The 25,350-nt window shown below is 58.7% G+C and carries 23 protein-coding genes; 8 read left to right on the top strand and 15 right to left on the bottom strand.

From position 1 onward, the window contains the following. Positions 1-69: 69 nt before the first annotated feature. The 3 genes from POR16_RS16750 to POR16_RS16740 all read left to right on the top strand — a co-directional run bounded on the left by POR16_RS16750 (position 70) and on the right by POR16_RS16740 (position 1,332). Positions 70-519 carry a YkvA family protein gene (locus POR16_RS16750; RefSeq protein ID WP_005892166.1) on the top strand — a complete coding sequence of 150 codons (450 nt, stop codon included), beginning with the start codon at positions 70-72 and terminating at the stop codon, positions 517-519. A 100-nt stretch (positions 520-619) separates the two neighbouring features. Then, positions 620-964 carry a helix-turn-helix domain-containing protein gene (locus POR16_RS16745; protein ID WP_005892167.1) on the top strand — a complete coding sequence of 115 codons (345 nt, stop codon included), beginning with the start codon at positions 620-622 and terminating at the stop codon, positions 962-964. Next, positions 961-1,332: a hypothetical protein gene (locus tag POR16_RS16740; RefSeq protein WP_005892169.1), complete on the top strand. Its 372-nt coding sequence runs from the start codon at positions 961-963 to the stop codon at positions 1,330-1,332. The genes POR16_RS16745 and POR16_RS16740 overlap by 4 nt, the downstream gene beginning before the upstream one ends. Positions 1,333-1,400: 68 nt before the next feature. On the opposite strand, the gene POR16_RS16735 is transcribed toward POR16_RS16740, so the two are convergent. Together POR16_RS16735 and POR16_RS16730 are read right to left on the bottom strand one after the other, a co-directional pair. Continuing rightward, on the bottom strand, positions 1,401-3,173 hold the full coding sequence (locus tag POR16_RS16735) for a bifunctional diguanylate cyclase/phosphodiesterase (protein WP_005892171.1): 1,773 nt from the start codon (positions 3,171-3,173) through the stop codon (positions 1,401-1,403). Positions 3,174-3,304: 131 nt separating this feature from the next. Next, positions 3,305-5,386 (bottom strand): carboxy terminal-processing peptidase, encoded by a 2,082-nt coding sequence (locus POR16_RS16730; RefSeq protein WP_183132242.1) that lies wholly within the window; start codon positions 5,384-5,386, stop codon positions 3,305-3,307. Between the two features lie 137 nt (positions 5,387-5,523). On the opposite strand from POR16_RS16730, the gene POR16_RS16725 reads away from it, so the two are divergent. Further along, positions 5,524-6,486: an NAD(P)H-quinone oxidoreductase gene (locus POR16_RS16725; RefSeq protein WP_005892178.1), complete on the top strand. Its 963-nt coding sequence runs from the start codon at positions 5,524-5,526 to the stop codon at positions 6,484-6,486. Positions 6,487-6,505: 19 nt separating this feature from the next. Here the strand turns inward: POR16_RS16725 and POR16_RS16720 are convergent, their stop codons facing one another. The 6 genes from POR16_RS16720 to POR16_RS16695 form a co-directional block, all read right to left on the bottom strand. After that, complete coding sequence (locus POR16_RS16720) at positions 6,506-7,159, bottom strand: HAD family hydrolase (protein WP_005892179.1); 654 nt, start codon at positions 7,157-7,159, stop codon at positions 6,506-6,508. Between the two features lie 81 nt (positions 7,160-7,240). Then, entirely contained in the window at positions 7,241-8,230 is a 990-nt protein-coding gene (locus POR16_RS16715) for an ABC transporter ATP-binding protein (protein WP_005892180.1), read from the bottom strand. Position 8,231: 1 nt separating this feature from the next. Next, complete coding sequence (locus POR16_RS16710; protein WP_005892181.1) at positions 8,232-9,029, bottom strand: ABC transporter permease; 798 nt, start codon at positions 9,027-9,029, stop codon at positions 8,232-8,234. After that, complete coding sequence (locus POR16_RS16705; protein WP_005892182.1) at positions 9,016-9,858, bottom strand: ABC transporter permease; 843 nt, start codon at positions 9,856-9,858, stop codon at positions 9,016-9,018. The genes POR16_RS16710 and POR16_RS16705 overlap by 14 nt, the downstream gene beginning before the upstream one ends. Next, entirely contained in the window at positions 9,855-10,661 is an 807-nt protein-coding gene (locus POR16_RS16700; protein ID WP_005892183.1) for an alkaline phosphatase family protein, read from the bottom strand. Before POR16_RS16700 ends, POR16_RS16705 begins: the two co-directional genes overlap by 4 nt. Before the next feature lie 82 nt (positions 10,662-10,743). Continuing rightward, positions 10,744-11,811, bottom strand: a complete 1,068-nt coding sequence (locus POR16_RS16695) for an ABC transporter substrate-binding protein (RefSeq protein ID WP_005892184.1) — start codon at positions 11,809-11,811, stop codon at positions 10,744-10,746. A gap of 354 nt (positions 11,812-12,165) precedes the next feature. Between POR16_RS16695 and POR16_RS16690 the strand changes: the two genes are divergently transcribed. Together POR16_RS16690 and POR16_RS16685 are read left to right on the top strand one after the other, a co-directional pair. After that, positions 12,166-12,885, top strand: coding sequence for a UTRA domain-containing protein (locus tag POR16_RS16690; RefSeq protein WP_005892185.1), 720 nt, complete (start codon positions 12,166-12,168; stop codon positions 12,883-12,885). Between the two features lie 456 nt (positions 12,886-13,341). After that, positions 13,342-17,055, top strand: coding sequence for a beta strand repeat-containing protein (locus POR16_RS16685; RefSeq protein ID WP_154897062.1), 3,714 nt, complete (start codon positions 13,342-13,344; stop codon positions 17,053-17,055). A gap of 226 nt (positions 17,056-17,281) precedes the next feature. On the opposite strand, the gene POR16_RS16680 is transcribed toward POR16_RS16685, so the two are convergent. The 5 genes from POR16_RS16680 to minC form a co-directional block, all read right to left on the bottom strand. After that, complete coding sequence (locus tag POR16_RS16680; protein ID WP_005892193.1) at positions 17,282-18,571, bottom strand: M18 family aminopeptidase; 1,290 nt, start codon at positions 18,569-18,571, stop codon at positions 17,282-17,284. A gap of 172 nt (positions 18,572-18,743) precedes the next feature. Continuing rightward, complete coding sequence (locus tag POR16_RS16675; RefSeq protein ID WP_005892195.1) at positions 18,744-19,379, bottom strand: RluA family pseudouridine synthase; 636 nt, start codon at positions 19,377-19,379, stop codon at positions 18,744-18,746. A gap of 90 nt (positions 19,380-19,469) precedes the next feature. Continuing rightward, entirely contained in the window at positions 19,470-19,724 is a 255-nt protein-coding gene (minE, locus tag POR16_RS16670; RefSeq protein WP_005892197.1) for a cell division topological specificity factor MinE, read from the bottom strand. After that, entirely contained in the window at positions 19,724-20,536 is an 813-nt protein-coding gene (gene minD, locus POR16_RS16665) for a septum site-determining protein MinD (RefSeq protein ID WP_005892199.1), read from the bottom strand. The genes minE and minD overlap by 1 nt, the downstream gene beginning before the upstream one ends. Positions 20,537-20,767: 231 nt before the next feature. Beyond that, positions 20,768-21,508, bottom strand: a complete 741-nt coding sequence (gene minC / locus POR16_RS16660; RefSeq protein WP_005892201.1) for a septum site-determining protein MinC — start codon at positions 21,506-21,508, stop codon at positions 20,768-20,770. 120 nt (positions 21,509-21,628) lie between these two features. On the opposite strand from minC, the gene POR16_RS16655 reads away from it, so the two are divergent. After that, complete coding sequence (locus POR16_RS16655) at positions 21,629-22,561, top strand: lipid A biosynthesis lauroyl acyltransferase (protein ID WP_005892203.1); 933 nt, start codon at positions 21,629-21,631, stop codon at positions 22,559-22,561. A gap of 30 nt (positions 22,562-22,591) precedes the next feature. Further along, positions 22,592-23,776 (top strand): patatin-like phospholipase family protein, encoded by a 1,185-nt coding sequence (locus tag POR16_RS16650; protein ID WP_005892205.1) that lies wholly within the window; start codon positions 22,592-22,594, stop codon positions 23,774-23,776. 112 nt (positions 23,777-23,888) lie between these two features. On the opposite strand, the gene POR16_RS16645 is transcribed toward POR16_RS16650, so the two are convergent. Next, positions 23,889-24,743, bottom strand: coding sequence for a pirin family protein (locus POR16_RS16645; protein WP_005892207.1), 855 nt, complete (start codon positions 24,741-24,743; stop codon positions 23,889-23,891). A gap of 130 nt (positions 24,744-24,873) precedes the next feature. Next, entirely contained in the window at positions 24,874-25,284 is a 411-nt protein-coding gene (locus POR16_RS16640) for a PA2817 family protein (protein WP_005892209.1), read from the bottom strand. Positions 25,285-25,350: the final 66 nt, after the last annotated feature.

Here is a 25,350-nt window from a genome sequence, read left to right as displayed (position 1 = left end):
TGAGCGCCAGACAGGCCGGTTCTCACGACCGCTGTTTATCCAGACACAATTTGCTGAATGGGAGTGGGTATGAAAGCACCGTGGAATCTGATCCGTTATCTGCCCGGCGCTCGTCGTCTGCTGGCCGCAGGGCGGCTGCCGGGACTGTTGTTTGCGGTTGCGCGCAAGGGCAATAGCGAAGGCAATCGTCTGGGCAAGCTCAAGGAGGACCTGCGTCTGCTTCAGGCATTGTGTCTGGCCTACTGGCGTGGCGAATACCGAAGTATCAGCCCCAAGGCAATCCTGTCGATCGTTGCCGGGTTGATGTACTTCCTCAGCCCGCTGGACGCGATACCAGACTGGATTCCGGGCCTCGGGATGCTGGATGACATCGCGGTCCTGGCCTGGGTCACCAAGCATTTGAGCGACGAGCTCGACGCTTTTCGCGCATGGCGAGCGCAGCAGTCTCCCGAAAAGCTGATCGTGGTCGAGCAGTTGCCCAAGACTCAGGCGCTGCTGGAGAAAGAGCGCAAGGTGTGAGTCTCGCGGATTGAACACAAGACCTGGCGTTCCGCTGTTAAGATGCCAGCATCCGACGTAAGCCTGTTCAGTAGGCGGTCTTGTAGTACAAGAGGAGTCTATGGATCTTCAAGTGATATCTCGTGACGGTGAGCCGGAATACGCGGTACTTCCGTGGGCTCAGTACCAGGCGCTGCTCAAGGCCGCCGGCCTGATAAGCAAACCGACTACGCTGGCAGCAGCGTCTTCTGTCGAGACAGGCTCCGATGAACAACTTCCAGGTTTTGACCGGCTGGGCGCATTGCGTGCGGCCAAGGGGCTCGAAGTGGCTACCCTGGCCCGTGCCGTCGGCATCAGCCCGTCTTACCTGGAACTGATCGAAAATGGCACTCGCCAACCGGATGCAGCCATCAAGCGCAGCCTTGCATGGGAACTTGGAGTAGCGGGCTGGCGAGGTGAGTCATGAGCGTACGCATCAGCCGCCAGCACTGGGAAGGTCTTCTCAGCGAGCTGGACGGTGCTCGCCGACAGCGTCATCTGCTGACCTACCGTGCGTTGGTCGAGCGCCTGCAACTGCCCAGTCCTGCCATGCAGACGCTGACCGCGGCCCTTGAGCACCTGGCCGCAATGGACGCCCGCGCTGAACAGCCTTTGCGCAGTTCGCTGGTAATAAGCCAAGGTGCCAGCCGCCTGCCGCGCCCAGGCTTTTTCGAGTGCGCCGAACGCCTCGGGCGCTTTTCCGGCCCATCGGACGGCGTTGCCGCAGCCTCATGGCATGCCTCGGAGGTGGTCAGGGTGTTCGAATACAGCTATCCGGAAGCGCAAGTAGAGTAGTTTCGCCAACTGTCATGACTTCGGTGCGGAGCCTCCAGTAACTGTAGCGACGATGGTTCGGGCTTCACTCACGCCTGCATCAACAAATCCATCCGCGTCGAGTCGATCACATGGATGCTCGCGCCCGCGATGTCCTTGGCGAAGTGTTTGGCTTGAGATGCCAGGTCGGCCAGTTGGCTGGCGTCGACGTGACTGCAGCTCTCCTCATGCAGATGCACCACGCCAATCGACAACGACAGCAGAGGAAAATCCTGACGCTGCCCCTGACGATTGAGGGCTATGAAGCAGCCGGCTTCCAGGTGTTCGGCACGGTAGAAACGACGGCATTGGTTCTGGAAATCATCCAGCAGGGTTTTCAGGCGTCGTTCCCAGTCATCAAAACCCAGCACCATCAGAAAGTCGTCCCCGCCGATGTGCCCGACAAAGTCCCGGCTCGGATCGATGCGGTCGTTCAGGCACTGCGCCAGGCACAGCAGCACTTCGTCGCCGCGGGCATAGCCGTAGATATCATTGAAGGGTTTGAAACTGTCGATGTCGACGTAACAGATCATCGATTCGCGGCCCTGTTGCAGCAGGCGTGTCAGGCATTGCTGGATCGGGACATTTCCGGGCAGCAGGGTCAGAGGGTTGGCATAACGGGCCTGCTGGATCTTCATTTCAGTGATCAGTTTCAGAACATCGATTACGCGGCCCAAGCCCAGATAAGTGCCGTTCAGCGTAATGATGAAATCCTCTTCGATGCGCTGCCGGGCGCGGCTGGTCAGCAGCCGGCTGACCTGCTGCAGCGACTGGCCGACTTCCACAGCCAGAAAGTCGTCGCTCATCAGGCGGCTGATCGGCTTGCGGGCAAACAGTTCGGTACCAAACGGCTTGAGCAGCGCTTCGGAAAGCGAATGCCGATGCACAATGCCGCAGGGCCTGGCTTCTTCATCCAGCACGGCCAGCGAGTTGAGGTTTGCCTGCTTGCGAAACGCTTCAAGCACTTCTGCGGTGGGTGTGTTCTGGCTCACTGAGGGTTGCGGGTTGAGGAGGGCGGAAAGATCGGCAGCCTCTTCGTTCAGTGGCGCAGCTACGGCTTCTGCCTTGGGCAGCATCGCGCGGGTGTCGCGGGGCGGTCGCTCCTGCGGGCGAGCCAGCAGATAGCCCTGAACCAGGTCCACGCCCATTTCCTTCAGTATCGCCAGTTCCTCCGGCAACTCTATACCTTCAGCGATGACCGTTGCTCTGGACGCTTTGGCCATTTGCAGCATGGAGCCCACGAACTCGCGTTTGACCGCGTCCTGGTGGATCCCGTCGATGAAGTGTCGATCGATCTTCACGTAGTCCGGGCGCAGCTCCGACCACAGCCGCAGGCTTGAATAACCCGCCCCCAGATCGTCCAGTGCAATCGAAAACCCCATGTCACGATAGTGATGCAGCGCTTTGTACAGCAGGTTGAAATCATCGGTCGGCATTTGCTCGGTCAGCTCGATGACCACGTCCTTGGGGGCGATCTGGTAGCGGCGCAGCATCTCCAGGGTACGTCCCGGCGGGTGTGACGTTTCTAGCAGTGATTCCGGTGAGACATTGAGGAACAATTTGCCCGGCAATTTCTGCTGACTGAAGCGACGGCAGGCGCTTTCTCGGCAGCTTAGCTCCAGCTCACTCAGTCGCCCGGCTTGGCGGGCAATGGCAAACAGGTTGAGGGGAGAGTGCAGCGGGCTGTTGGAGGGGCCGCGTGTCAGGGCTTCGTAACCCAGAATCCTGCGCTCCGACAGCGAAATAATAGGCTGGAACAAGCTGTGCAAATCACCACGAGCCAGAATGGAACTCAGTGCGCTCAACTGTTCGGCTACGGTCATGGTCGTCTCGAGGGGAATAAAGAGTGTTGCAATGAAAAGGGCTGAACGCTTGCACGTTCAGCCCTGTATTTCACGACAGCTTCATGACTGTTTGATGACGTTGGAACTAAATGGCCATCAATGAATCCGCCTTATTTTTTTGCCACCGCAGCACTAAGCCCCAGGTAGTCGATGAGGATGCGCCCGGTCTCGGCCAGATAGGCGTCGTCCTCGGGTTTGGTCTTCTCGTCTTCAACAGGCAGAGCGTCTTCGTCCTCTTTCTTCAGCTCTTTGAGCGGCTCTTCACCCTTGGCCTTGCGGCGGGTGTTTTCCAGCGCGAGCTGCTTGCTTTCGATAGACGCGTGTTCGGCGCGACGGTCTGCTTCATTGAGGCTGACCGTCTTCTCGTTCATCAGCTTCTTGGCCAGCGCGAGACGATCCTCGATGAACACGAATTCGGCGTCTTTGGCCGAGCGCGCGTCATGACGGGTCTGCAACTGCGCCAGGAAAGGTTTGAACGGATCAATTGCCGGCTTGATCGCCGGCTTGATGCTATCCCAAGGCATGGCCTCGGGTAGCGCGCTCTCGCCGATTTCCTTGGTATCGATCAGCGAAGGGTAGGTGATGTCCGGCACCACGCCCTGATGCTGTGTGCTCTGGCCGGAGACCCGGTAGAACTTCGCCAAGGTCAGTTTCAGTTCGCCGTGGTTAAGCGGCTGGATGGTCTGCACGGTGCCTTTGCCGAAGGTCTGGCCACCGATCACCAGCGCGCGGTGGTAGTCCTGCATTGCACCGGCAAAAATCTCGGACGCCGAAGCCGACAAACGGTTGACCAGCAGCGCCATCGGGCCTTTGTAGAAGGCGCCTTTGGCTTCGTCTTCCAGCACGTCGACCTTGCCATCTGCATTACGCACCAGCACTGTCGGGCCCTTGTCGATGAACAGGCTGGTCAGTTCGGTGGCTTCCTGCAAGGAACCGCCGCCGTTGTTGCGAAGGTCCAGCACCACGCCGTCGACTTTCTCGGCCTGCAGCTCGGTGAGCAGTTTCTTCACGTCACGGGTTGTGCTCTTGTATTGCGGATCGCCAGCACGGTAGGCCTTGAAGTCCAGATAGAAAGCCGGAATGTCGATGACCCCGAGCTTGTAATCCTTGCCGTCCTGCTTGATATGCAGGATCGACTTCTTGGCCGCCTGCTCTTCGAGCTTCACTGCTTCACGCGTGATCGAGACGATTTTGCTGGTCTGGTCATTCGGCGCATTGCTGGCGGGGATGATCTCCAGGCGAACCACGGAGCCTTTCGGGCCACGGATCAGCTTGACCACTTCATCCAGACGCCAGCCGATCACGTCGACCATTTCCTTGTCACCCTGGGCCACAGCAACGATCTTGTCGGCGGGGGCGACCTGCTTGGTCTTGGCCGCCGGACCTGCTGGCACCAGGCGCACGATCTTCACGTTGTCGTTGTCGCTCTGCAACACGGCGCCGATGCCTTCCAGCGACAGGCTCATGTTGATGTCGAAGTTTTCCGCGCTGTCAGGTGACAGGTAGTTGGTATGCGGATCGTAAGACATGGCAAACGTGTTGATGTAAGCCTGGAAGATATCTTCGGCGCGGGTCTGGTTCAGACGCGCCTGCTGATTCTTGTAACGCTTGGTCAGGGTTTCCTGGATCTTCGCCGGGTCTTTGCCTGCGATCTTCAGGCGCAGGACTTCGTCCTTGATGCGCTTGCGCCACAGCTCGTCCAGCTCGGCGGTATCCTTGGGCCATGCGGCGTCCTTGCGGTCCACCAGCAGGGTTTCCTTGGTCGTGAAGTCGAGCTTGTCGACGCCTTTGCCCAGTTCTGCCAGAGCGAAGTCCAGACGCGCCTTGATGCGGTCCAGATAACGCTTGTAGATGGTAAAGCCGGGGTTCAGGTCGCCGCTCTTGAGGAAGTCGTCGAAGTCGAACTGCCACTTGTCGAATTCGGCAATATCGCTTGCCATGAAATAGCTGCGCGAGGGGTCAAGCTGCTTGATATAGCTCTGATAAATAATCGCTGAACGCTTGTCGTCCAGGGGCGGCTTGCTGTAGTGATGTCGCTTGAGCAGCTCAACCACGTTGAGACTGGCAATCACTTCGTCGCGGTCAGGCTGAAGATTATCCCAGCTGTTGGCGGCAAAGGTGTTGGCGGACATCGGCAAAACGCTAAGGCCGACAAACAGTGCAAGGGCTGTGCTTGGGAATAGTTGCTTCATGCTGATTCGACGCGAGGACAATTGATAACGCATATTAGGCCGTCTGTGAGGTCGCCGGTTCCCTTGGAGCCGGCCGCATAATGCAAAAGCCCGGGCAAACAGCCGCGGGCTCAGTCTGGACTCACTATGGAGGCACCGTGAAAGCATTGCAAGGCGTTGAAGGTCATGTGGAATGGGTCGAGGCGCCAAGTCCGGCCCTCGATGTGGGACAAGTACGTATCAAAGTTGCTGCGGCGGGTTTGAATCGCGCCGATCTGTTACAACGCGCCGGGAAGTATCCGCCGCCGCCTGGCGTCACCGAAACGCTGGGTCTGGAGTGCTCTGGCGTCATCGCCGAGGTGGGGCCGGGAACCTCCTGGCAGGTGGGAGACCGCGTCTGCGCGCTGTTGGCGGGCGGGGCGATGGCCGAAGACGTAGTGGTCGATGCCCGACACGTCTTGCCGGTACCAGAAGGGCTGTCGCTGCACGAGGCTGCAGCCATTCCTGAGGTGTATGCCACAGCCTGGCTGAACCTGTTTCAACTGGCAGGTCTGAAGCCAGGTGAAAAAGTCCTGCTGCACGCCGGTGCAAGTGGCGTTGGTTCAGCCGGTATTCAGCTTTGCAAAGCGTTTGGCAACCCGGTCTGGGTCAGCGTTGGCTCGACTGAACGACTGGCTTATTGCGTCGAACTGGGCGCACAGGGCGGGGTGGTGCGCAGTGAGAGCCTGGAAGGCCTGAACGACTTTGCGCCGTTCAACGTCATCCTCGATCCGGTTGGCGCAAGTTACGCCGAGCTCAACGTAAAACTGTTGGCTCTGGATGGTCGCTGGGTGCTGATTGGTGTGATGAGCGGGCGTGAGGCGCAGGTGGATCTGGCGCATGTGCTGGGCAAGCGCATCCAGTTGATGGGCTCGACGTTGCGCAGCCGTGACGAAACGTTCAAGGCCGATCTGATTCGTGACCTGGGGCAGCATGTCTGGCCGCTGTTCACCGAAGGTCGCCTCAAGCCGCAACTGGCAAAATCCTTTGCGGTCAAGGATGCCGAAGCGGCATTCGAAGAACTGGCGACCAACAAGGTGTCCGGCAAGATCGTGCTGGTGATCGACGAAAGCCTGGTCTGAAGCGTCGGTGCTGCCGGATTCAACTCCAGCGATGCACCGGCCAGCCAGCTTTCTGCGCATGATCCAGTAGCACTGCATCAGGGTTGACCACGTTAGGGTGGTCAACCCTGAGCAGCAGCGGCAGGTCATTGCGCGAATCCGAATAGAAGCTCGCACCCTCGAGGTTTTCTCCCTTGGCGTCCAGCCACTCCATCAGGCGAGTGATCTTGCCTTCCCGGTAGGTCAGCACACCAACGGTGCCGCCGCTGTAGACGCCATGCTGCACGTCCAGCTCGATCCCCAGCACTTCATCGATCCCCAGGCGGTCGGCAATCGGCTTGACCAGATGCACGCCCGACGCCGAGATCACCAGAATCCGGTCCCCCTTGGCGCGATGCTGTGCGATGCATTTGCAGGCGTCGCTGTAGATGATGGGCTCGATCACATCCTCGACCCACGGGCCGACCAGATGATCGACTTCCTCAGGCGTGCGTCCGGCCATAGGTTCCAGGCTGAATGCCATGAACTCTTCCATCGCCAGTTTGCCCGCACTGTAGGCGTCCATCAGCTCATTGTTGCGTTGCATGAACGACTTGGAATCGACCCAGCCCAAGCGACCCATCTGCTCGCTCCAGAGCGTGGCGCAATCGCCACCGATCAGGGTTTCGTCGAGGTCGAAAATTGCCAGGGGCATGTGCGTCTCCTAAATATTCGTTGAATCAGCTTCAAGCTTGGCGCTTCAAGCCTCCAGTGAAAGCATGGCGCTCTGGCGTTCTCATTCCAGTGCGCAGAGTGCCGATGGTTCGATGTTCAGTGTTACCCGCCGCCCGTCCGGGTGCAGATCGTCGGCGCTGCGGTTCAGCACGTCGACTACCAGCTCCACACCGCGGGCCTGTATGCGATAGCGGATCACGTTGCCGAGCAGACTGTGACTGCGAACTTCGCCTTCCAGTTCGCCGGTCAGGCTCAATTGGATCGCTTCGGGGCGAATAGCCACACGGCTGGCGATCGGGCGTTGCATCAGGCGTGTGGCAACGTCGGCTTCCAGCAGATTGTAGTTGCCGATAAAACCGGCGGCGAAGACATCCACTGGCGCCGTGTAAAGCGTTTCTGCGTCACCGCTCTGTACGATCCGGCCCTGATTCATCAGAAAAATACGGTCTGACATGGTCAGCGCTTCTTCCTGATCGTGGGTCACAAAAATCGTGGTCAGGCCCAATTCGCGCTGGATGGCGCGGATTTGCTCGCGCAAGTGCTTGCGAATTCGCGCATCCAGCGCCGACAGCGGCTCGTCGAGCAATAGCAGACGCGGGCGAGTGACCAGCGAGCGGGCCAGGGCTACGCGCTGGCACTGACCGCCGGACAGCTGATGCGGATAACGCTTGGCAAAGTCGTGCAGTTCGACCATCTGCAGTATTTCGGCGACGCGTTTTTCGCTGTCGTCTGCGCTGACTTTCTGCATGCGCAGGCCAAAGGCGACGTTCTGCTCCACGTTCATGTTGGGAAACAGCGCGTAGCTCTGGAACACCATGCCGATGTTGCGCTTTTGCGGCGTGAGCGGTACCAGATCGCTGCCGTCCAGCAGGATGCGTCCGCTGTTGACCGGGGTCAGCCCGGCGACGCAGCGCAGCAGGGTGGATTTGCCGCAGCCGGACGGGCCGAGCAGGGTGACGAACTCGCCTTTTTTGATGTTGCAATTGATATCGCTGAACACCGACGTGCTGGCGTAGCTTTTTTGCAGATTTTCAATGCTGACAAAACTCATTTCAGTCTTTGTCCTTGTTCAGTCGATTGGCGGCCCAGGTCAGCACCAGCACGAAGAGGAAATACGAGATCACCAGCGCGCTGTTGAAATGACCGCTGCTGTTACGCATGTTGTTCAGGTACACCTGCAGCGTTTCATAGCGGGTGCCGACCAGCAGGTTGGCGAACACGAATTCGCCGAACAGGAAGGAAAAAGACAGCAGCAGGGCGATCATCAGGCCCTTGCGCAGATTGGGCAGCACCACCATGAATGCCGCCTGCCAGGTGCTGGCTCCGAGCAGTTGGGCGGCATCCATCAGGTCTGTCAGGTTGATGGCCTGAAGGTTGTTGGTGATTGCGCGGTACATGAAGGGCAGGGCGATGGTGAAGTAGCAGCCGATCAGAATCCACGGCGTGCCGACCATCGCCATCGGGCCAGAACCATAGAGTTGCAGCAGGCCCACCGACGACACCACCGGCGGGACAGCGAAAGGCATCAGGATCAGGATGTTCATCAGCCCGTCGAGGCGCGGGAAGTGGTAATGCACCACAAACAGCAGCGGCAAAATCAGCACCACCGACAGAATCAGCGCGCCGAAGCACACTAGCAGCGACTGGCCGAAAGCCGCCAGAAATCGTGGGTCGCTCCAGAGTGCCACGTACCATTTGAAGGTCAACCCGCTGGGCAGAATAGTTGCCGACCAACTGGTCGCGATCGAGTACAGAAAAGTGCCGGCAAGCGGCAGCAGCAGGATCAGAAACAGCAGGTAGACCACGGTCTTGTGGTAGAGGGCTGCTGGTGCTCGTTCAGCGCGCGACATGGTAGGTCCTTTTCAACAGCCACTGATGGATCACGGTGACCAGCGTCATGAGGCCGACCAGAATCATGGCCAGCGCGCTGGCCATGTTCGGGTCCAGCGTGATGTCACCTGCCACCATCGCCGCAATGCGGATCGGCAACACGTTGAAGTTGCCGGTGGTCAGCGCGTAAACCGTGGCATAGGCCCCCAGCGCGTTGGCTAGCAGGATAACGAAGGTGCCGAGCAGGGCCGGGGTCAGAACAGGCAGGCCTATGTAGCGCCAGAACTGATAGCTGCTGGCGCCCAACAGAGCCGCTGACTCGTTCCAGTCTTCGCGCACCGCATCGAATGCCGGATAAAGCAGCAGCACGCCAAGAGGGATCTGGAAGTAGGTGTACAGAATGATCAGACCGGCTTTGGAATACAGGTTGAAGTCGTCGATGATCCCGGCCTGCTTGAGGATCAGCGTCAATGCTCCGTTAAAGCCCAGCAGGATGATGAAAGCAAATGCCAGCGGGACACCGGCGAAGTTGCTGGTCATATTGGCGAACGAGTTCACGAAGTCTCTCAGCCGCGAATCCACCTTGCGCAGCGAGTAAGCCCCGAGCACCGAGATGATGATGCCGAACAGGCTCGACCAGAAGCTGATCTCCAGGCTGTACTGGATGGCCTGGCGATAGAACTTCGAGCCAAACGCTCTGACGAAGTTGTCGAGGCCCCAGCCGGCGTCGCTTTGCAGGCTGTTGATGACTACCCACAGCAGTGGCGCAATCTGGAATACGATGAAAAACAGGGCGAATGGCAACAGGCACAATAGCGCCAGCCACTTGCCTCGGGTAAAGCGCGTCACTTGAGTATCTCCCGGCAGAGCGGTTTGTCGTGGGGCACGCCAAGCAGCTCGCAGATCGTGCCACACAGGTCGGTCTGGCGCGGCGCTGCATCGACATTCAGGCTGAATGCCTCACCGATGACAAACAGCGGCACTTCGCGCTCTTCTGGCAGCAGGCCATTGTGCGAGCGGTCATTGTTCATGCCGTGGTCGGCGGTCACCAGCACCTGATAACCCGCGTCCAGCCAGCGCTGCAGGTAATCCGCCAGGATGATGTCGGCGCTGCGGGCGGTGTTGCGATATTGCGCGGTATCGAGGCCGTGCTTGTGCCCGGCGTCGTCAATGTTCATGGGGTGTATCAGGAGAAAATTAGGGGCGTGCCTGAGACGCAGGCTTTCGGCGTCGGCGAACAGGTGCGAGTCCGGATAGTGGTCGGCCCAGTAGAACAGCCCGTGCTGGATCGGCAGGTCGGCTGCTTCGGTGTAGCGATCGCGTGCCGGGTCGAACGGTGTGCGGTTGTACAGTTCGCTGACCCAATGATAGGCCGCCGCCGCAGTGCTCAGTCCGGCGTCGCGGGCGTAGTGGAATACGCTGCGCTGGCTGGACAGGCGGGAAACGTTGTTGTGCACGATGCCGCTGTCGATGGGTGCGACGCCGGTCAATATGCATTCGTACAAGGGGCGGGAAAGGGCGGGCAGCTCGCACTCCAGCTTGTAGAGCGCTGCACGGCCTGCGTTGTGCCAGGCCTGAAGATGGCCCATTGCATGGCGGGCTACTTCGTAATTGAGTCCATCGAGCACGATCAGGATGACGTTATGTTTCATGGGCGACTCGCTTGGGCGAAGAAGTACGGGCGAGACTGTCTCGCCCGTTTCACACGACTCCATCCCTGGGTCGCAGTGGCGATCAGTTCATCTCGATGATGACCTGTTCGTTCCACTTTTGAGGCAGGGCCTTGGACGTCTTCTCCCACGCATCCGCGTTGACGATCGGCTTGGCATTCTTGTACTGGTCTTGCGGCAGCAATTTGGCTTGAACGGTCTCAGGCAGCTTGAGGTGCTCTACGCGGATCGGACGCGCATTGCCTTCGGCCAGCCGGATCTGACCGGCATCGCTGAACGTGTACTCACGCGCCAGCTTGGCAGCGTTCGGGTGTTTGGCGTATTTGTTGATAATGGTGGTGTACCCGGAAATCACCGAGCCATCCGACGGGATCAGCACTACGTAGTCGTCAGGCTTGGTCATCTTGGCCTTGTAGCTCAGCCCGTTGAAGTCCCAGACCACACCCACTTCGATTTCGCCTTTCTCCATAGTCTGGATAGTCGGGTTGGCGAGCGACAGACGCTTTTGCTTAGCCAGTTCGGTGAACAGTTGCAGGCCCGGTTCGATGTTGGCTTCGTCGCCTTTCATGGCGATGGAAGCTGCCAGTACACCGTTTGCGGCCTGGGCAGCAGTACTCACGTCGCCGACCGAAACCTTGTATTTACCGGTTTTCAGGTCAGCCCAGCTTTTTGGTATTTCCGAACCGTGCAGCAGGTTCTTGTTGACGATAAAGGCGATGGTGCCGGTGTAGGCCAGCGCCCAGTGGCCTTCCTTGTCCTTGGCCCAGGCCGGGATCTGATCCCAAGTGGTTGGCTTGTAAGGCTGGGTCACGCCCTTCGACACGGCGATGGGGCCGAAGGCTGCGCCCACGTCACCGATGTCGGCGCTGGCGTTATCTTTCTCCGCATCGAACTTGGCAATCTCCTGGGCCGAGCTCATGTCGGTGTCCATGTGCTTGAGGCCGTACTTGGCTTCCAGGTCCTTCCAGATGCCGCCCCAGTTAGCCCAGTCATCCGGCATGCCAGCGCTATTCACAGCGCCTTCAGCCTTGGCCGCGGCCTCAAGGGTTTTCAGATCCGTGTCCGCAGCCATGGCCAGGGAACTCATTGCCATGGCTGAACCGAGGAGTGATGCCAACAAAAGATGTTTCATTCGGAGCTCCTGTGCACTTCTTTAGCAGAAGTCTTCATCGCGGATGGTTTGGTCTAGATCAGCAATACCTGAGCCAAGTTAGGCGTGTTGCATGACATTTTCGTGTCGGGGAGGGCGAAGAATTCCGTTGTTCCCGCTGCCTGACAGGGCTTCGGGCTAAGCGTAGACCATTGCAAAGCGTCTGAATCAATGGGGTTTCAGGGCTTTTGGAGCGGCGTCTAGCATGGATTGTGAAGTGCTGTGTCACGGGATGGTCATCTGGCCGGCCTAGGCTTGCACCGATGGAGTTAACAGCGGTTGCAGCACGCATGCGTGCCCCGCGAGAGGGCTGGTCTAGTCCAGACAGGTACGCAAATGCGCGAAGATGTACCACGAGCAGTCACCACTATCTGCAACGCTTTGCAGGAGCAAATAGAACACGGTCTGTTGCCGCACGGCAGCCAACTGCCCGCCGAGCGCAAGCTCAGTGAAGTATTCGCTACCACGCGCATCACCCTGCGCGAGGCACTCCTGCAACTGGAGGCTCAAGGGCTGATCTACCGCGAAGAGCGACGTGGCTGGTTCATATCGCCGCCGCGCCTGGCCTATGACCTGATTCGACGCAGTCATTTTCACGCGATGGTCTGCGCGCAGGGAAGGGTGGCTCACACCCGCTTGCTTTCGGCGCGTCTGCAGCCGGCGTCAGCGAAAATCTGCGAAATGCTGGAGCTGCCGGCACTGTCAAGCGTGATCCAGATCTGCCGCGCGCGGCGTATCGACCAGCGTCTGGTGCTGTACGTTGAGCATTACCTGAGGCCTGAGTTGTTCCCAGGTATTCTCGAACACGACCTGAGCGAGTCGCTCACCGAGCTTTACGCCCGGTGCTACGACATTCACTACGGTCAGGTGCATTTCGACATGGTACCCACGGCACTGCACGTCGAGGCAGCCGCCGCCCTGAAGGTTTCACTCGGCAGCCCGGGTTTGCGCATTGCGCGGGTCAACTATGATCGCAACGACCGGCTGATCGACTGCGACCTCGAATACTGGCGTCATGATGCTATTCATGTGCGCGCTAAGGTGCATAGCAACTGACGCTTGTATTGCAAACCCACTTGCCGGGTGCGGCCCGCACCTTTGTTAGTTGGCTGTTTTATATAAGTTAATAGTTGTTTCATTGTTCTAGTGCTTGCGAAGTGTACGGCATGGTTAATAGGTTTTATATAGTGTCCGTGGCCAGCTAATAAAAAAATCATTGAAAATATTTCTATTCTCTCGGAGGGGCGTGGCGTAAATTAGTTGGTTTTTCTTCAGGATTTTCCAGAGTGATTATTCTAATTTTTAAGGGGTATATAAGAAAAAATTTTAGAATTAATTAATATTTCCTAATGCGCTGTGTTAGGTTTTTTAGTGTGGAGCGAAGTGCGCAGGCCAGTGGTTTTCCTGTGCGCCGTTCCGCTGTGGGATTAAGGCTGACATGGCGGTTGTCCTGTAAAGCAATGCTTGATAAGTGCAGCTGCTTTTATTTAAAGGATCTATGAGGATGCTGTAATGAATCTCGACAAGGCGTTAGTGCTGCGTACCTGTGCAAATAACATGGCCGATCATTGCGGCCTTATATGGCCCGCTTCCGGAACAGTTGAATCCAAATACTGGCAGTCAACCAGGCGGCATGAGAATGGCTTGGTCGGTCTGCTGTGGGGCGCTGGAACCAGCGCTTTTCTAAGCCTGCATGCCGACGCACGATGGATTGTCTGTGAGGTCGCCGTTACAGACATCATCAGCCTGGAAGAACCGGGGATGGTCAAGTTTCCGCGAGGCGAGGTGGTTCATGTCGGCGACAAAATTAGTGCGTCACACTTCATTTCGGCACGTCAGGCCGACCAGGCATCAATGCCCGCGCCTACGCCTATGCTCTTGACCACGCCTGCGGCGGTAAGTGTCACGTTACCTGTGGCCGAACAGGCCAGTCATGAAGTGTTCGATGTGGCGTTGGTCAGCGCGACAGCCCCCTTGGCAAACAACTTGCCGGTGACGGTGCCGCAGACTTTGCAGACCGCCACTTACGGCGGCACGTTGAGTGGCGATAACCACAGTCGGCTCATTGCCGGTTATGGCAGTACCGAAACCGCTGGCAACCACAGTGATCTTATTGCCGGTTATGGAAGTACAGGAACCGCCGGCTCCGACAGCGCTTTGGTAGCAGGCTATGGCAGCACCCAGACTGCCGGAGGGGATAGCGCGCTGACTGCGGGTTATGGCAGCACCCAGACCGCCCGCGAAGGCAGCAACCTGACGGCAGGGTATGGCAGCACCGGCACGGCGGGTTCCGATAGCTCGCTCATCGCAGGTTACGGCAGTACACAGACTTCTGGTGGGGACAGTTCGCTGACGGCGGGATACGGCAGCACGCAAACGGCCCGGGAAGGCAGCAATCTCACCGCCGGGTATGGCAGCACCGGCACTGCAGGTTCCGACAGCTCGCTGATCGCGGGTTACGGCAGTACTCAGACCTCGGGCGGGGACAGCGCCTTGACCGCAGGCTATGGCAGCACTCAGACGGCCCAAGAAGGCAGCAATCTCACCGCCGGTTACGGCAGCACTGGCACAGCAGGTGCCGACAGTTCGCTGATCGCCGGTTATGGCAGCACACAGACGTCAGGAAGTGACAGTTCCCTGACGGCGGGCTACGGCAGCACTCAGACCGCTCAAGAGGGAAGCAATCTTACTTCTGGTTACGGCAGTACAGGCACCGCTGGCTCTGACAGTTCGCTGATCGCCGGTTATGGCAGCACACAGACCTCCGGGAGTGATAGCGCACTGACAGCGGGCTACGGCAGTACCCAGACCGCCCAGCAGGGCAGCAACCTGACGGCCGGGTATGGCAGCACCGGGACGGCTGGCTCCGATAGCTCGTTGATAGCAGGCTACGGCAGCACGCAGACCTCGGGCGCAGACAGTGCAATGACAGCAGGTTATGGCAGTACACAGACCGCGCAGGAGGGCAGTAACCTGACGGCGGGTTATGGGAGTACTGGTACGGCAGGCGCCGACAGCTCCCTGATCGCCGGTTATGGCAGTACCCAGACCTCTGGCAGTGACAGCTCGCTCACGGCAGGCTACGGCAGTACCCAGACCGCTCAGCAGGGCAGCAACCTGACAGCCGGGTATGGCAGCACCGGGACGGCTGGCTCCGATAGCTCGTTGATAGCAGGCTACGGCAGCACGCAGACCTCGGGCGCAGACAGTGCAATGACAGCAGGTTATGGCAGTACACAGACCGCGCAAGAGGGCAGTAACCTGACGGCGGGTTATGGCAGCACTGGAACAGCAGGAGCCGACAGTTCTCTGATCGCCGGTTATGGCAGTACACAGACCTCTGGCAGTGACAGCTCGCTCACAGCAGGTTACGGCAGTACCCAGACTGCTCGGGAAGGTAGCATTCTGACAGCGGGCTACGGCAGTACACAAACAGCCGGGGCCGACAGTAACCTGACTTCAGGTTATGGGAGTACAGGCACTGCGGGGCATGAAAGCTTCATCGTGGCGGGTTACGGCAGCACGCAGACAGCAGGTCACAAGAGCATCCTGACGGCGGGTTATGGAAGTACTCAGACGGCCAGAGACGGTAGCGACCTGATAGCGGGTTACGGGAGTACGGGTACGGCAGGCTCTGGCAGTTCACTGATTGCGGGTTATGGCAGTACTCAGACAGCCAGTTACAGAAGTATGCTGACCGCCGGTTACGGCAGTACTCAGACCGCTCGGGAACGCAGTGATCTGGTCGCAGGCTACGGCAGCACTTCAACTGCGGGATCGAACAGTTCGCTGATAGCCGGGTACGGCAGCACTCAGACGGCGGGCTTCAAAAGTATCCTGACTGCAGGCTACGGCAGTACGCAAACAGCTCAGGAGCGCAGTGACCTTGTCACTGGCTATGGAAGTACCTCCACCGCCGGCTATTCCAGTTCTTTGATTGCCGGCTATGGCAGCACGCAAACTGCAGGATACGAGAGCACACTGACTGCCGGTTACGGCAGTACGCAAACCGCACAGGAAAGCAGCTCGCTCACCACGGGCTATGGAAGCACCTCCACCGCCGGTTATTCCAGCTCGTTGATTGCGGGTTACGGCAGTACTCAGACCGCGGGCTACGAGAGCACGCTAACCTCTGGCTATGGCAGCACGCAGACGGCACAGGAGCACAGTGATCTCGTTACCGGCTATGGAAGTACCTCCACCGCCGGTTATTCCAGCTCGTTGATTGCGGGTTACGGCAGTACTCAGACCGCAGGCTACGAGAGTACGCTGACTGCCGGTTACGGCAGCACGCAGACGGCACAGGAAAACAGCTCGCTTACTACCGGCTACGGGAGTACTTCCACCGCTGGCTTTTCCAGTTCCCTGATTGCAGGCTATGGCAGCACGCAGACAGCAGGCTATGAAAGTACCCTCACGGCTGGCTACGGCAGTACGCAAACCGCAGAGCGTGGTAGTTCATTGACTGCGGGCTATGGCAGTACCGCAACGGCCGGGGAAGACAGCTCGTTGATAGCCGGGTATGGCAGTACGCTGACCAGTGGGATCAGAAGTCTGTTGACCGCAGGTTATGGCAGTACGCTGATAGCCGGGCTGCGCAGTGTGCTGATTGCGGGTTACGGCAGCAGTCTTACCTCTGGTATGCGCAGTACATTGACTGCGGGCTACGGCAGTAACCAGATTGCAAGTTATGGCAGTTCGTTGATTGCGGGCCATGAGAGTATTCAAGTTGCCGGGCATAAAAGCATGCTTATTGCCGGCAAGGGCAGTTCGCAGACAGCGGGGTTTCGCAGCACGCTTATTGCCGGTGCGTTCAGCGTGCAATTGGCAGGTGATCGAAGCAGGCTGATCGCCGGCGCAGACAGCAATCAGACAGCCGGTGATCGCAGCAAGTTGCTGGCCGGAAACAACAGTTACCTGACTGCGGGTGATCGAAGCAAACTTACAGGCGGGAATGACTGTACGTTGATGGCTGGAGACCAATGCAAGTTGACCGCCGGAAAGAACAGCGTTCTGGTCGCGGGCGCTCGCAGCAAGCTTATTGGCAGCGAGGGCTCAACGCTCTCGGGTGGCGAGGACTCCACGCTTATTTTCCGGCTCTGGGATGGCAAAAAATACAGGCAACTGGTTGCCAAAACAGGAGAGAAAGGCGTTGAGGCCGACATGCCGTATTACGTGAACGAAGATGACGATATCGTCAGTAAACCCGAAGACGATGATGCCTGAACCACGTCCACCGGTTTATTCGAAAACGCCGGTGTCAAGCATTGACAGGGTACGTCAATGGATTGCGGGACATGAAGTCCCTTTTTCGAAACACCCATGCTGTACTTATTTCTTTCATTCTCAGCGAACATTGAATTTTATTCTGACCAGGCATCTATCGAGCGGCAGCGGCTGAGGTGCGGGACAGCAGGCTGCCCCGCGATACAGTTTGTGTCCTTGGTGACTGCTACGGCAGCTCATGGCTGGCATAGAACGCGCCCAATACCTTGACCAGATGCGCCAGATCGTGGCTGCCGGCAAGCTCCCGAATCGAGTGCATGGCGAATGTCGGTAAGCCGATGTCGACCGTACGTATGCCCAGGTGGCTGGCGGTGATCGGCCCGATGGTGGAGCCACAGGCCATGTCGCTGCGCACCACGAAGCTTTGCACGGGCACTTCTTCAGCCATGCACAGATGGCGGAAGAAACCTGCGGTTTCGCTGTTGGTGGCGTAGCGCTGATTGCTGTTGACCTTGATGACTGGCCCGGCGTTGAGCTTGGGCCCGTGATTGGCATCATGCTTCTCGGCGTAGTTGGGGTGTATGCCATGAGCGTTGTCGGCGGAAATCATCAGCGATTTCTGAATGGTGCGTACATAGTCTTCGCTGCTTGGCAGCAGGCGCTGGACGATCTGTTCCAGCATCGCGCCGTCTGCGCCGCACGTCGAGGATGAGCCCACTTCCTCGTGATCGGTACACACCAGCAGGGCGGTTTCATCACTGCTGGTGTTGAGCAGCGCCTGCATGCCTGCGAAGCATGATAGTAGGTTGTCCAGACGTGCGCCCGCCAGGAAGTCACCATTGAGGCCAACGACTGCTGCGCTCTGGGTGTCGTAGAAACTCAGCTCGTAATCAAGCACTACATCGGCGTTCAGGCCATGTTCGCGTGCCAACTGATCAGTCAGTAGCGCGCGGAAGTCTGCGCGCTCGTCACCGGCGACTTGCGCCAGAATCGGCGGCAGCTCGTTTTGCGCGTTGATCGCCCAGCCTTCATTGGCTGTGCGGTTCAGGTGAATAGCCAGGTTGGGGATGACAGCGATCGGCAGTCTGAAGTCGATGAGCTGGCTTTCGACCTTGCCGTCACGGCGGAAGGTGACCCGGCCGGCCAGCGACAGGTCGCGGTCGAACCAAGGGGCCAGCAGCGCACCGCCGTAGACTTCGACACCCAATTGCCAGAAGCCCTGACGTTGCAGTTCCGGTTGCGGCTTGACCCGCAGGCATGGGCTGTCAGTGTGCGCGCCGACCATGCGGATGCCGCCGGTAAGCGGCGACTGGCGGCCCATTCTGAACGCGACAATGGAAGAATCATTGCGTGTGACGTAGTACCGGCCACCGGTTTCGATGCCCCAGGTGTCACGTTCGTCCAAACGTTGAAAACCCGCAGCCTCAAAGTGTTGCACAAGGGTGGCGGTGGCGTGAAAGGGGGTAGGCGAGGCCTTGAGAAAATCGATGAGGCCTTTGTTCAACTCGTCGCGCATAAATAGCTCCAGACAGCAATGGCGCGAGTTTACCGCATTGGCTCAAACGTTGCCTTGGGTTGCACTCACCTGACATCACGGAACTGCTGTGTGACGCAAAGCGTCACGAACGGCATGACCACGCGAGGCGTGGACACTATAGTCATGGCTCAGAACCGCTGTGTGATGCAGGTCAGAAAGGTACAGGGCACTCGAAGGTCATTCGTTCGCCGCTGCCGGGATGCGTGAAACTCAGCATGCTGGCGTGCAGGCACAGGCGCGGGTACGCCGCCAGCGCCTCGGAATGGGCGTAAAGGCCATCGCCCAGCAGCGGATGCCCGATGGACAGCATGTGCACGCGCAACTGGTGAGAGCGGCCGGTGACAGGCGTGAGTTCGACCCGGCAATGGCTGGCATGCCGTTCGAGAACTTTCCAGTACGTTAGCGCGTGCTTGCCAGCCTCGTGATCCACGACATGGCGCGGCTTGGTCGGCGGATCGTAGCGCAAGGGCAGGTCGATGCTGCCGCTGTCCAGCGACGGCTGGCCCCAGCACAGCGCGGTGTAGGCTTTTTCGGTTTCACGATCGTGAAACTGCCGCGACAATTCGCGATGCGTATCGGGATCGCGAGCCAGCAGAATGATGCCGGACGTTTCCCAATCCAGACGATGAACGATGCGGGCTTCGGGGTAACCGTTTTCCTGCAGGCGGGTAATCAGGCAATCCTTGTTGTCATCGGCGCGGCCGGGGACGGAAAGCAGCAAGGTAGGCTTGTCAATCACCAGAACGGCAGCGTCCTGATAAATGATGCGGATGTTGGACAGCGGCATGCAACGGCCTCGAAACGCTAGAAACGCCGACAGCGGCAAAGGCGCAGCTTCTTGAGAAGTGCGCCGATGCCGCCGTGGACGACTGCCTGATCAGCGATCTGGCAGGGTGATATTGAGTTCCAGAATCGAGCAGCTGCCCTGGCTTTCCAGAGCGACCTGAACCTGATCGGACTCGATATTGACGTATTTGCGGATCACTTCCACCAGCTCTTTCTGCAGGGCAGGAAGGTAGTCAGGGGTCGTTCGCTGGCCACGTTCGTGCGCAACGATGATCTGCAGACGCTCTTTCGCTACCGAGGCCGTGCTTTCTTTTTTGCGGTCACGAAAGAAGTCAAAAATATTCATCAGTTACCCCCGAACAGACGTTCAAAGAATCCTTTCTTATGCACATCCAGAAAACGGTGCTCAAGTGTTTTGCCCAGCAAGCGGTCGACTGCATCGCTGTACGCCTGACCGGCGTCGCTCTGGTCATCCAGAATGACCGGTACGCCCGAGTTGGACGCCTTGAGGACAGCCTGAGATTCCGGGATCACGCCCAGCAGGGTGACGGCGAGAATTTCCTTCACGTCTTCCACGCCAAGCATTTCGCCCTTGCTGACGCGCTCGGGGTTGTAGCGGGTCAGCAGCAAGTGTTCCTTGATCGGGTCTTCACCGAGCTCTGCGCGACGCGATTTGCTGGCCAGCAGGCCGAGCATGCGGTCAGAGTCACGTACCGAGGAGACTTCAGGGTTGGTCACGACGATGGCTTCGTCGGCGAAGTACATCGCCAGATGAGCACCGGTTTCGATACCTGCTGGCGAATCGCAGACGATGTATTCAAAGGTCTTTTTCAGTTCCATGAGGACTTTTTCAACGCCCTCCTTGGTCAGTGCATCCTTGTCACGTGTCTGGCTGGCGGCCAGCACGAACAGGTTTTCGATCTTCTTGTCCTTGATGAGCGCCTGTTGCAGGTTGGCTTCGCCTGTGACCACGTTGACGAAGTCATAAACGACGCGACGCTCGCAGCCCATGATCAGGTCGAGATTACGCAGGCCGACGTCGAAGTCGACGATGACAGTCTTGTGGCCGCGCAATGCGAGGCCTGTACCGATGGCGGCGCTGGTAGTGGTCTTGCCCACACCACCCTTGCCGGATGTAACAACTAGAATCTTGGCCAAGGTGAATCACCCCTAGATGAAAAGGACGTTGAGTCCCTGAAGAGCATCTCGTGACGCAGCAGGGGTCGAAGAGTTCTGGAAATCAAATGGCATGATCCTGGAAAGCTAGCACCGGGCTATTACTTTCAACTCATATGCCGACTGAAAAGCGACGCCTTTCAGGATTTCCTACAGCCTTTGCGACCTTTTCGCGGCGAATCAGAGATACTTTGAAAATTGCGGCAGTATCCGTTAAAGACGAATGATGTTCAACACATCACCGGAAAGGCTTATCTGGACCGGCGAGCCCCACAAAGGGTCTCTGCGCAAGTCTTCGGAGACCTTGTATTGCCCGGCAATCGAAATCAGCTCGGCGCTGAGTTGCTGACAGAAGATCCTTGCCCGAGTGTCACCCTTGATACCTGCCAGTGCTCTGCCGCGCATCGGGCCGTACACATGGATGTTTCCATCGGCCAGAAGTTCCGCGCCGGGACTGACAGGCGCGACCACGACCAGATCGCCGCCCTGGGCGTAGATCTGCTGGCCGCCGCGGACTGGCGACGTAATCACACGGGTCGGCTTGATAACGGGCTCGGGCGGTTTTTCCGGAACCTTCTTTGGCGCCTCGGCTTCGACCGGGTCCAGTACGCGTTCACGAGCACCGGATGGCGGAAGCACCGGGATATCGACGGCGATGGCTGCAGCGATGTCTTCAATGCGATTGGCCCGGATGGCCAGGGTGCGCAGGCCGTGCTGACGACAGATGCGCATCAGCCCCGGCAGGTCCACCGCGCCTTCGTGGGGCGCCAGTTTGTCCAGAGCCAGGATCAACGGCGTGTTGCTGAAGAAGTTGGGAGCCTGCGCCACTTTCGCCGCCAGTTGCCTGTCGAGCGCTTCGAGGTTGGCTCGGGTCAGCTCCATCACAGTGATGGCGAGCATGCTGCCCTTGAGTTGAAATACGGGTTCCGGGTTTTGCGATTCAATCTGGCTCATGGTTGATATACACAACAGCTTGTCGCTAAAAGTGCCGAGACTTATAGCGAGAACGCCCGCGAGCCGCAAGCGGGTCGAACCGTTGTAGAATGCGCGGCCTTTGTTCTGACGGAAGCCCAAATGGATCGCCCGCGCTTTAAATCCAGTTTCCTTCATCCCCGTTTCTGGCCGTTGTGGCTGGGGCTGGGGCTTTTGTGGCTGATCGTCCAGTTGCCTTTTCGGGTCTTGCTGGTCATTGGTCGAGCTCTGGGCGCAGTCATGTATCGGGTGGCCACTGATCGAAAAAATATTGCATCGCGCAACCTCGAGCTGTGTTTTCCGCATTTGTCCGCTGCCGAGCGCAAGCGTCTGCTGAAGGAAAACTTCGCCTCCACGGGCATCGCTTTTTTTGAAATGGCCATGAGCTGGTGGTGGTCCAGGCAGCGACTGGCGAAGCTGGCTCGGGTCGAAGGGCTTGAACACCTGCAGCAGGCTCATCAACAGGGCGAAGGCGTGATCCTGATGGCGCTGCATTTCACCACGCTGGAGATCGGCGCCGCGCTACTGGGCCAGCAGCACACCATCGACGGCATGTACCGTGAACACAAGAGCCCGGTGTTCGATTTCATCCAGCGTCGTGGCCGCGAGCGTCACAATCTCGACTCGCTGGCCGTCGAACGCGACGATGTGCGCGGCATGCTCAAGCTGCTGCGCGCCGGACGTGCCATCTGGTACGCGCCCGACCAAGACTATGGCGCCAAACAAAGTGTGTTCGTGCCGCTGTTCGGCATTCAGGCGGCCACCGTGACCGCCACCAGCAAATTTGCCCGCTTGGGGCGTGCGCGGGTGGTTCCGTTCACCCAGCAGCGGCTGGCCGATGGCAGCGGTTATCGGTTGGTCATTCATCCTGCCCTGGAAGATTTTCCGGGTGAAAGCGACGAAGTCGACTGTCTGCGCATCAATCAGTGGGTAGAAAAAGCCATTACCGAATGCCCGGAACAATATCTGTGGGCCCATCGACGTTTCAAAAGTCGACCGGCAGGTGAACCGAAGCTATATAACAAGCATAGATAAAGTGTCTTCGATCACCGAGGTCAGTTGCAGATGCCAGAACCCGTCGTTTCGAGCAGTACTGTGACAAGCAATGTCGAGCCCGTGACCGGGCTCATTCTGTCAGGAGGCGGTGCCCGTGCCGCCTATCAGGTAGGGGTGCTTGCCGGCATTGCCGACCTGCTGCCTGCCGGTTCACCCAATCCTTTCCCGGTCATTGTCGGCACGTCGGCAGGTGCGATCAACGCAGTGAAGCTGGCCAGCGGCGCGCTGCATTTTCGCATCGCCATTCACCAGTTGACCGAGTTCTGGCAGTCATTTCGCAGTCACCAAGTGCTGCGCAGTGACTGGTCAGGCGTGATTCATCAGGCCAGCCGGTTTTTTGGACGCAGCCTGATGGGGTTCGGTCGCAATATTCCGGTTGCCTTGCTCAACAGTTCACCCTTGCGTGATCTGCTCAACGAGCGGCTGGACCTTTCCGGGATCGAAGCCGCCATTGACGCCCATCATCTGCGTGCAGTGGCGGTGACAGCCTTCGGCTACGAGTCAGGGCATGCAGTCACGTTCTATCAAGGTCGCGGCACTATCGAACCCTGGCTGCGTCATCGGCGTACCGGTCGGCCAACGCAACTGACGGTGGACCACTTGCTTGCCAGTTCTGCCATTCCCCTGCTGTTCGCCCCGGTGATGCTCGATCAGGAATACTTCGGGGATGGCGCCGTGCGGCAGTCGGCACCGATCAGCCCGGCGCTGCACCTGGGGGCAAATCGTGTGCTGGTGGTGGGGGTCAGCGGCAATCCGCGCGGGCTCAAGAGCGAAAGGCCTGCGCCGCGTCCGCCAAGCGGCATTCAACCGAGCCTGGCGCAAATCAGCGGGCACATGCTCAACAGCACGTTCATCGACAACCTCGAAAGCGATATCGAACTGCTGGAGCGGTTGAACATGGCCAGTGCGCTGCTGCCCGACGAGCAGATAAGGCAACCGGGCATGGAGCCGGTAGAAGTGCTGGTGATCTCTCCCAGCCGACCGCTGGACGAAATTGCTGCACGTCACCGCCGCGAGTTGCCGCCGGCACTGCGCACTTTTCTGCGCGGCCCGGGGGCGACCAAGAGCAGCGGCGCCAGTGTCCTCAGCTATCTGTTGTTCGAGTCGGGTTATTGCAGTGAGCTGATTGAGCTGGGTCGCCACGACGCGATTGCCCAAGGCGCAGAATTGAAACGGTTCCTGCGGCTGGCTTAACCAGCCACGAGCGGTGGACCTTGCGAGGGTGCTGCCGTGTCAGGCTGCCGTTGACGACCGGGAAACCGGATTGAATGACGGATTCCCGGTGGTGCAGGGGGCAGGGCGGGTATCACGCGGTCAGGCGATCTTCCCGGAGGTCGCGCAACGCCTGCTCGATCTCTTCACGCGTGTTCATCACGAATGGCCCGTATTGCACAATCGGCTCGTGCAAGGGTTTGCCTGCAATCAACAGCACTCGAGCGCCGTCGGTGCTGCTGATCAACAGTTCGCCTTCGTCGGACAGCCGCGCTATCTGGCGCACGCCAATCGGTTGGCTGCTGCCCTCAAGCTCGACGCTGCCCTCATACACGTACAGCAGCGCAAGGTGACCAGCGGGCAATTGCGGGCTGATGCGACTGCCTGCAGGCATGTGGAAGTCAAAATACAGCGGTTCGGTGTCTGGGCGTTGCACGGCCCCGAGCTGCTGAACCTTGCCGTCATCGAAACGACCGGCCAGAACCACAACGTGTACGCCTTGCTCGGTGGTAAGGCGGGGAACGTTTTCCGGCTGGATGTCCTGATAGCTGGCGTCGTTCAGCTTGTTCTTGCCAGGCAGATTCAGCCACAACTGAAAGCCGCGCATGGTGCCTTGTTCAAGCTCGGGCATTTCGCTGTGGATAATCCCGCGAGCGGCGGTCATCCATTGCACGCCGCCGCCCTGCAGCAGGCCGACGTTGCCCATGTGGTCTTCGTGGCGCATGCGACCTTCGAGCATGTAGGTCACTGTTTCGAAACCACGGTGCGGATGGGGCGGGAAACCTGCGATGTAATCGTCCGGTTTGTCCGAGCCAAACTCGTCCAGCATCAGAAACGGATCGAACTGCTCTACGCCACGGCCACCGAACACCCGCGTCAGTTTCACGCCAGCGCCGTCAGAGGCAGGTTGGCCAGCCTGAACAGACAGCACTTTACGAAATTGAGTCATGAAAAAAAGGCACTCCTCATCAGGTGATAATGAGTGTCATGGTAGGCCCGCCTGATCGATAAACAGAATCAAATCCCGGTATGGAATGATCGTATTTATCGATGTTTTCAGAGAGCGGGTAGGTGGCTACTCAGTGCTTGCTGCCTTGGGCGGGAATGGACAGCAGTTGCTTTTCCTGATTCCAGTCAAACGGCTCATCGTTCTGCTCTGCTTCGTAACGACGCTCTTCAAGCGCTTGATACAGCTCGATTTCGTCATCAGGCATGAAGTGCAGGCAGTCGCCGGCGAAGAACCACAGCAGGTCGCGAGGCACCAGATGGGCGATTTGCGGGTAGCGCTGAATCACCTGGCACAGAATGTCTTGTCCCAGGTACTGGCTCTCGATCGGGTCAAGCGGCAGTTGTTCGACCAGTTCATCGAAGCGTTCCATGAACAAGGCATGGCTTTCTTCAGGAACCTGCTCGGCCTCGCCCAGCGCGACCAGAATGCTGCGCAGGTGTGCCAGCAGGCCAAGTTGGTAGTCGAGAGTGGCGTCGGCCATCGGGGTAATCCTCAAATGCAAAAACAGGCGCGAGAGTATAAAGCTCTACGCGCCTGCTGTGTGGTG

It is taken from the genome of Pseudomonas coronafaciens pv. oryzae str. 1_6 (assembly GCF_000156995.2).
Lineage (GTDB): Bacteria > Pseudomonadota > Gammaproteobacteria > Pseudomonadales > Pseudomonadaceae > Aquipseudomonas > Aquipseudomonas tremae.
This window is presented reverse-complemented; position numbering and strand designations above follow the sequence as displayed.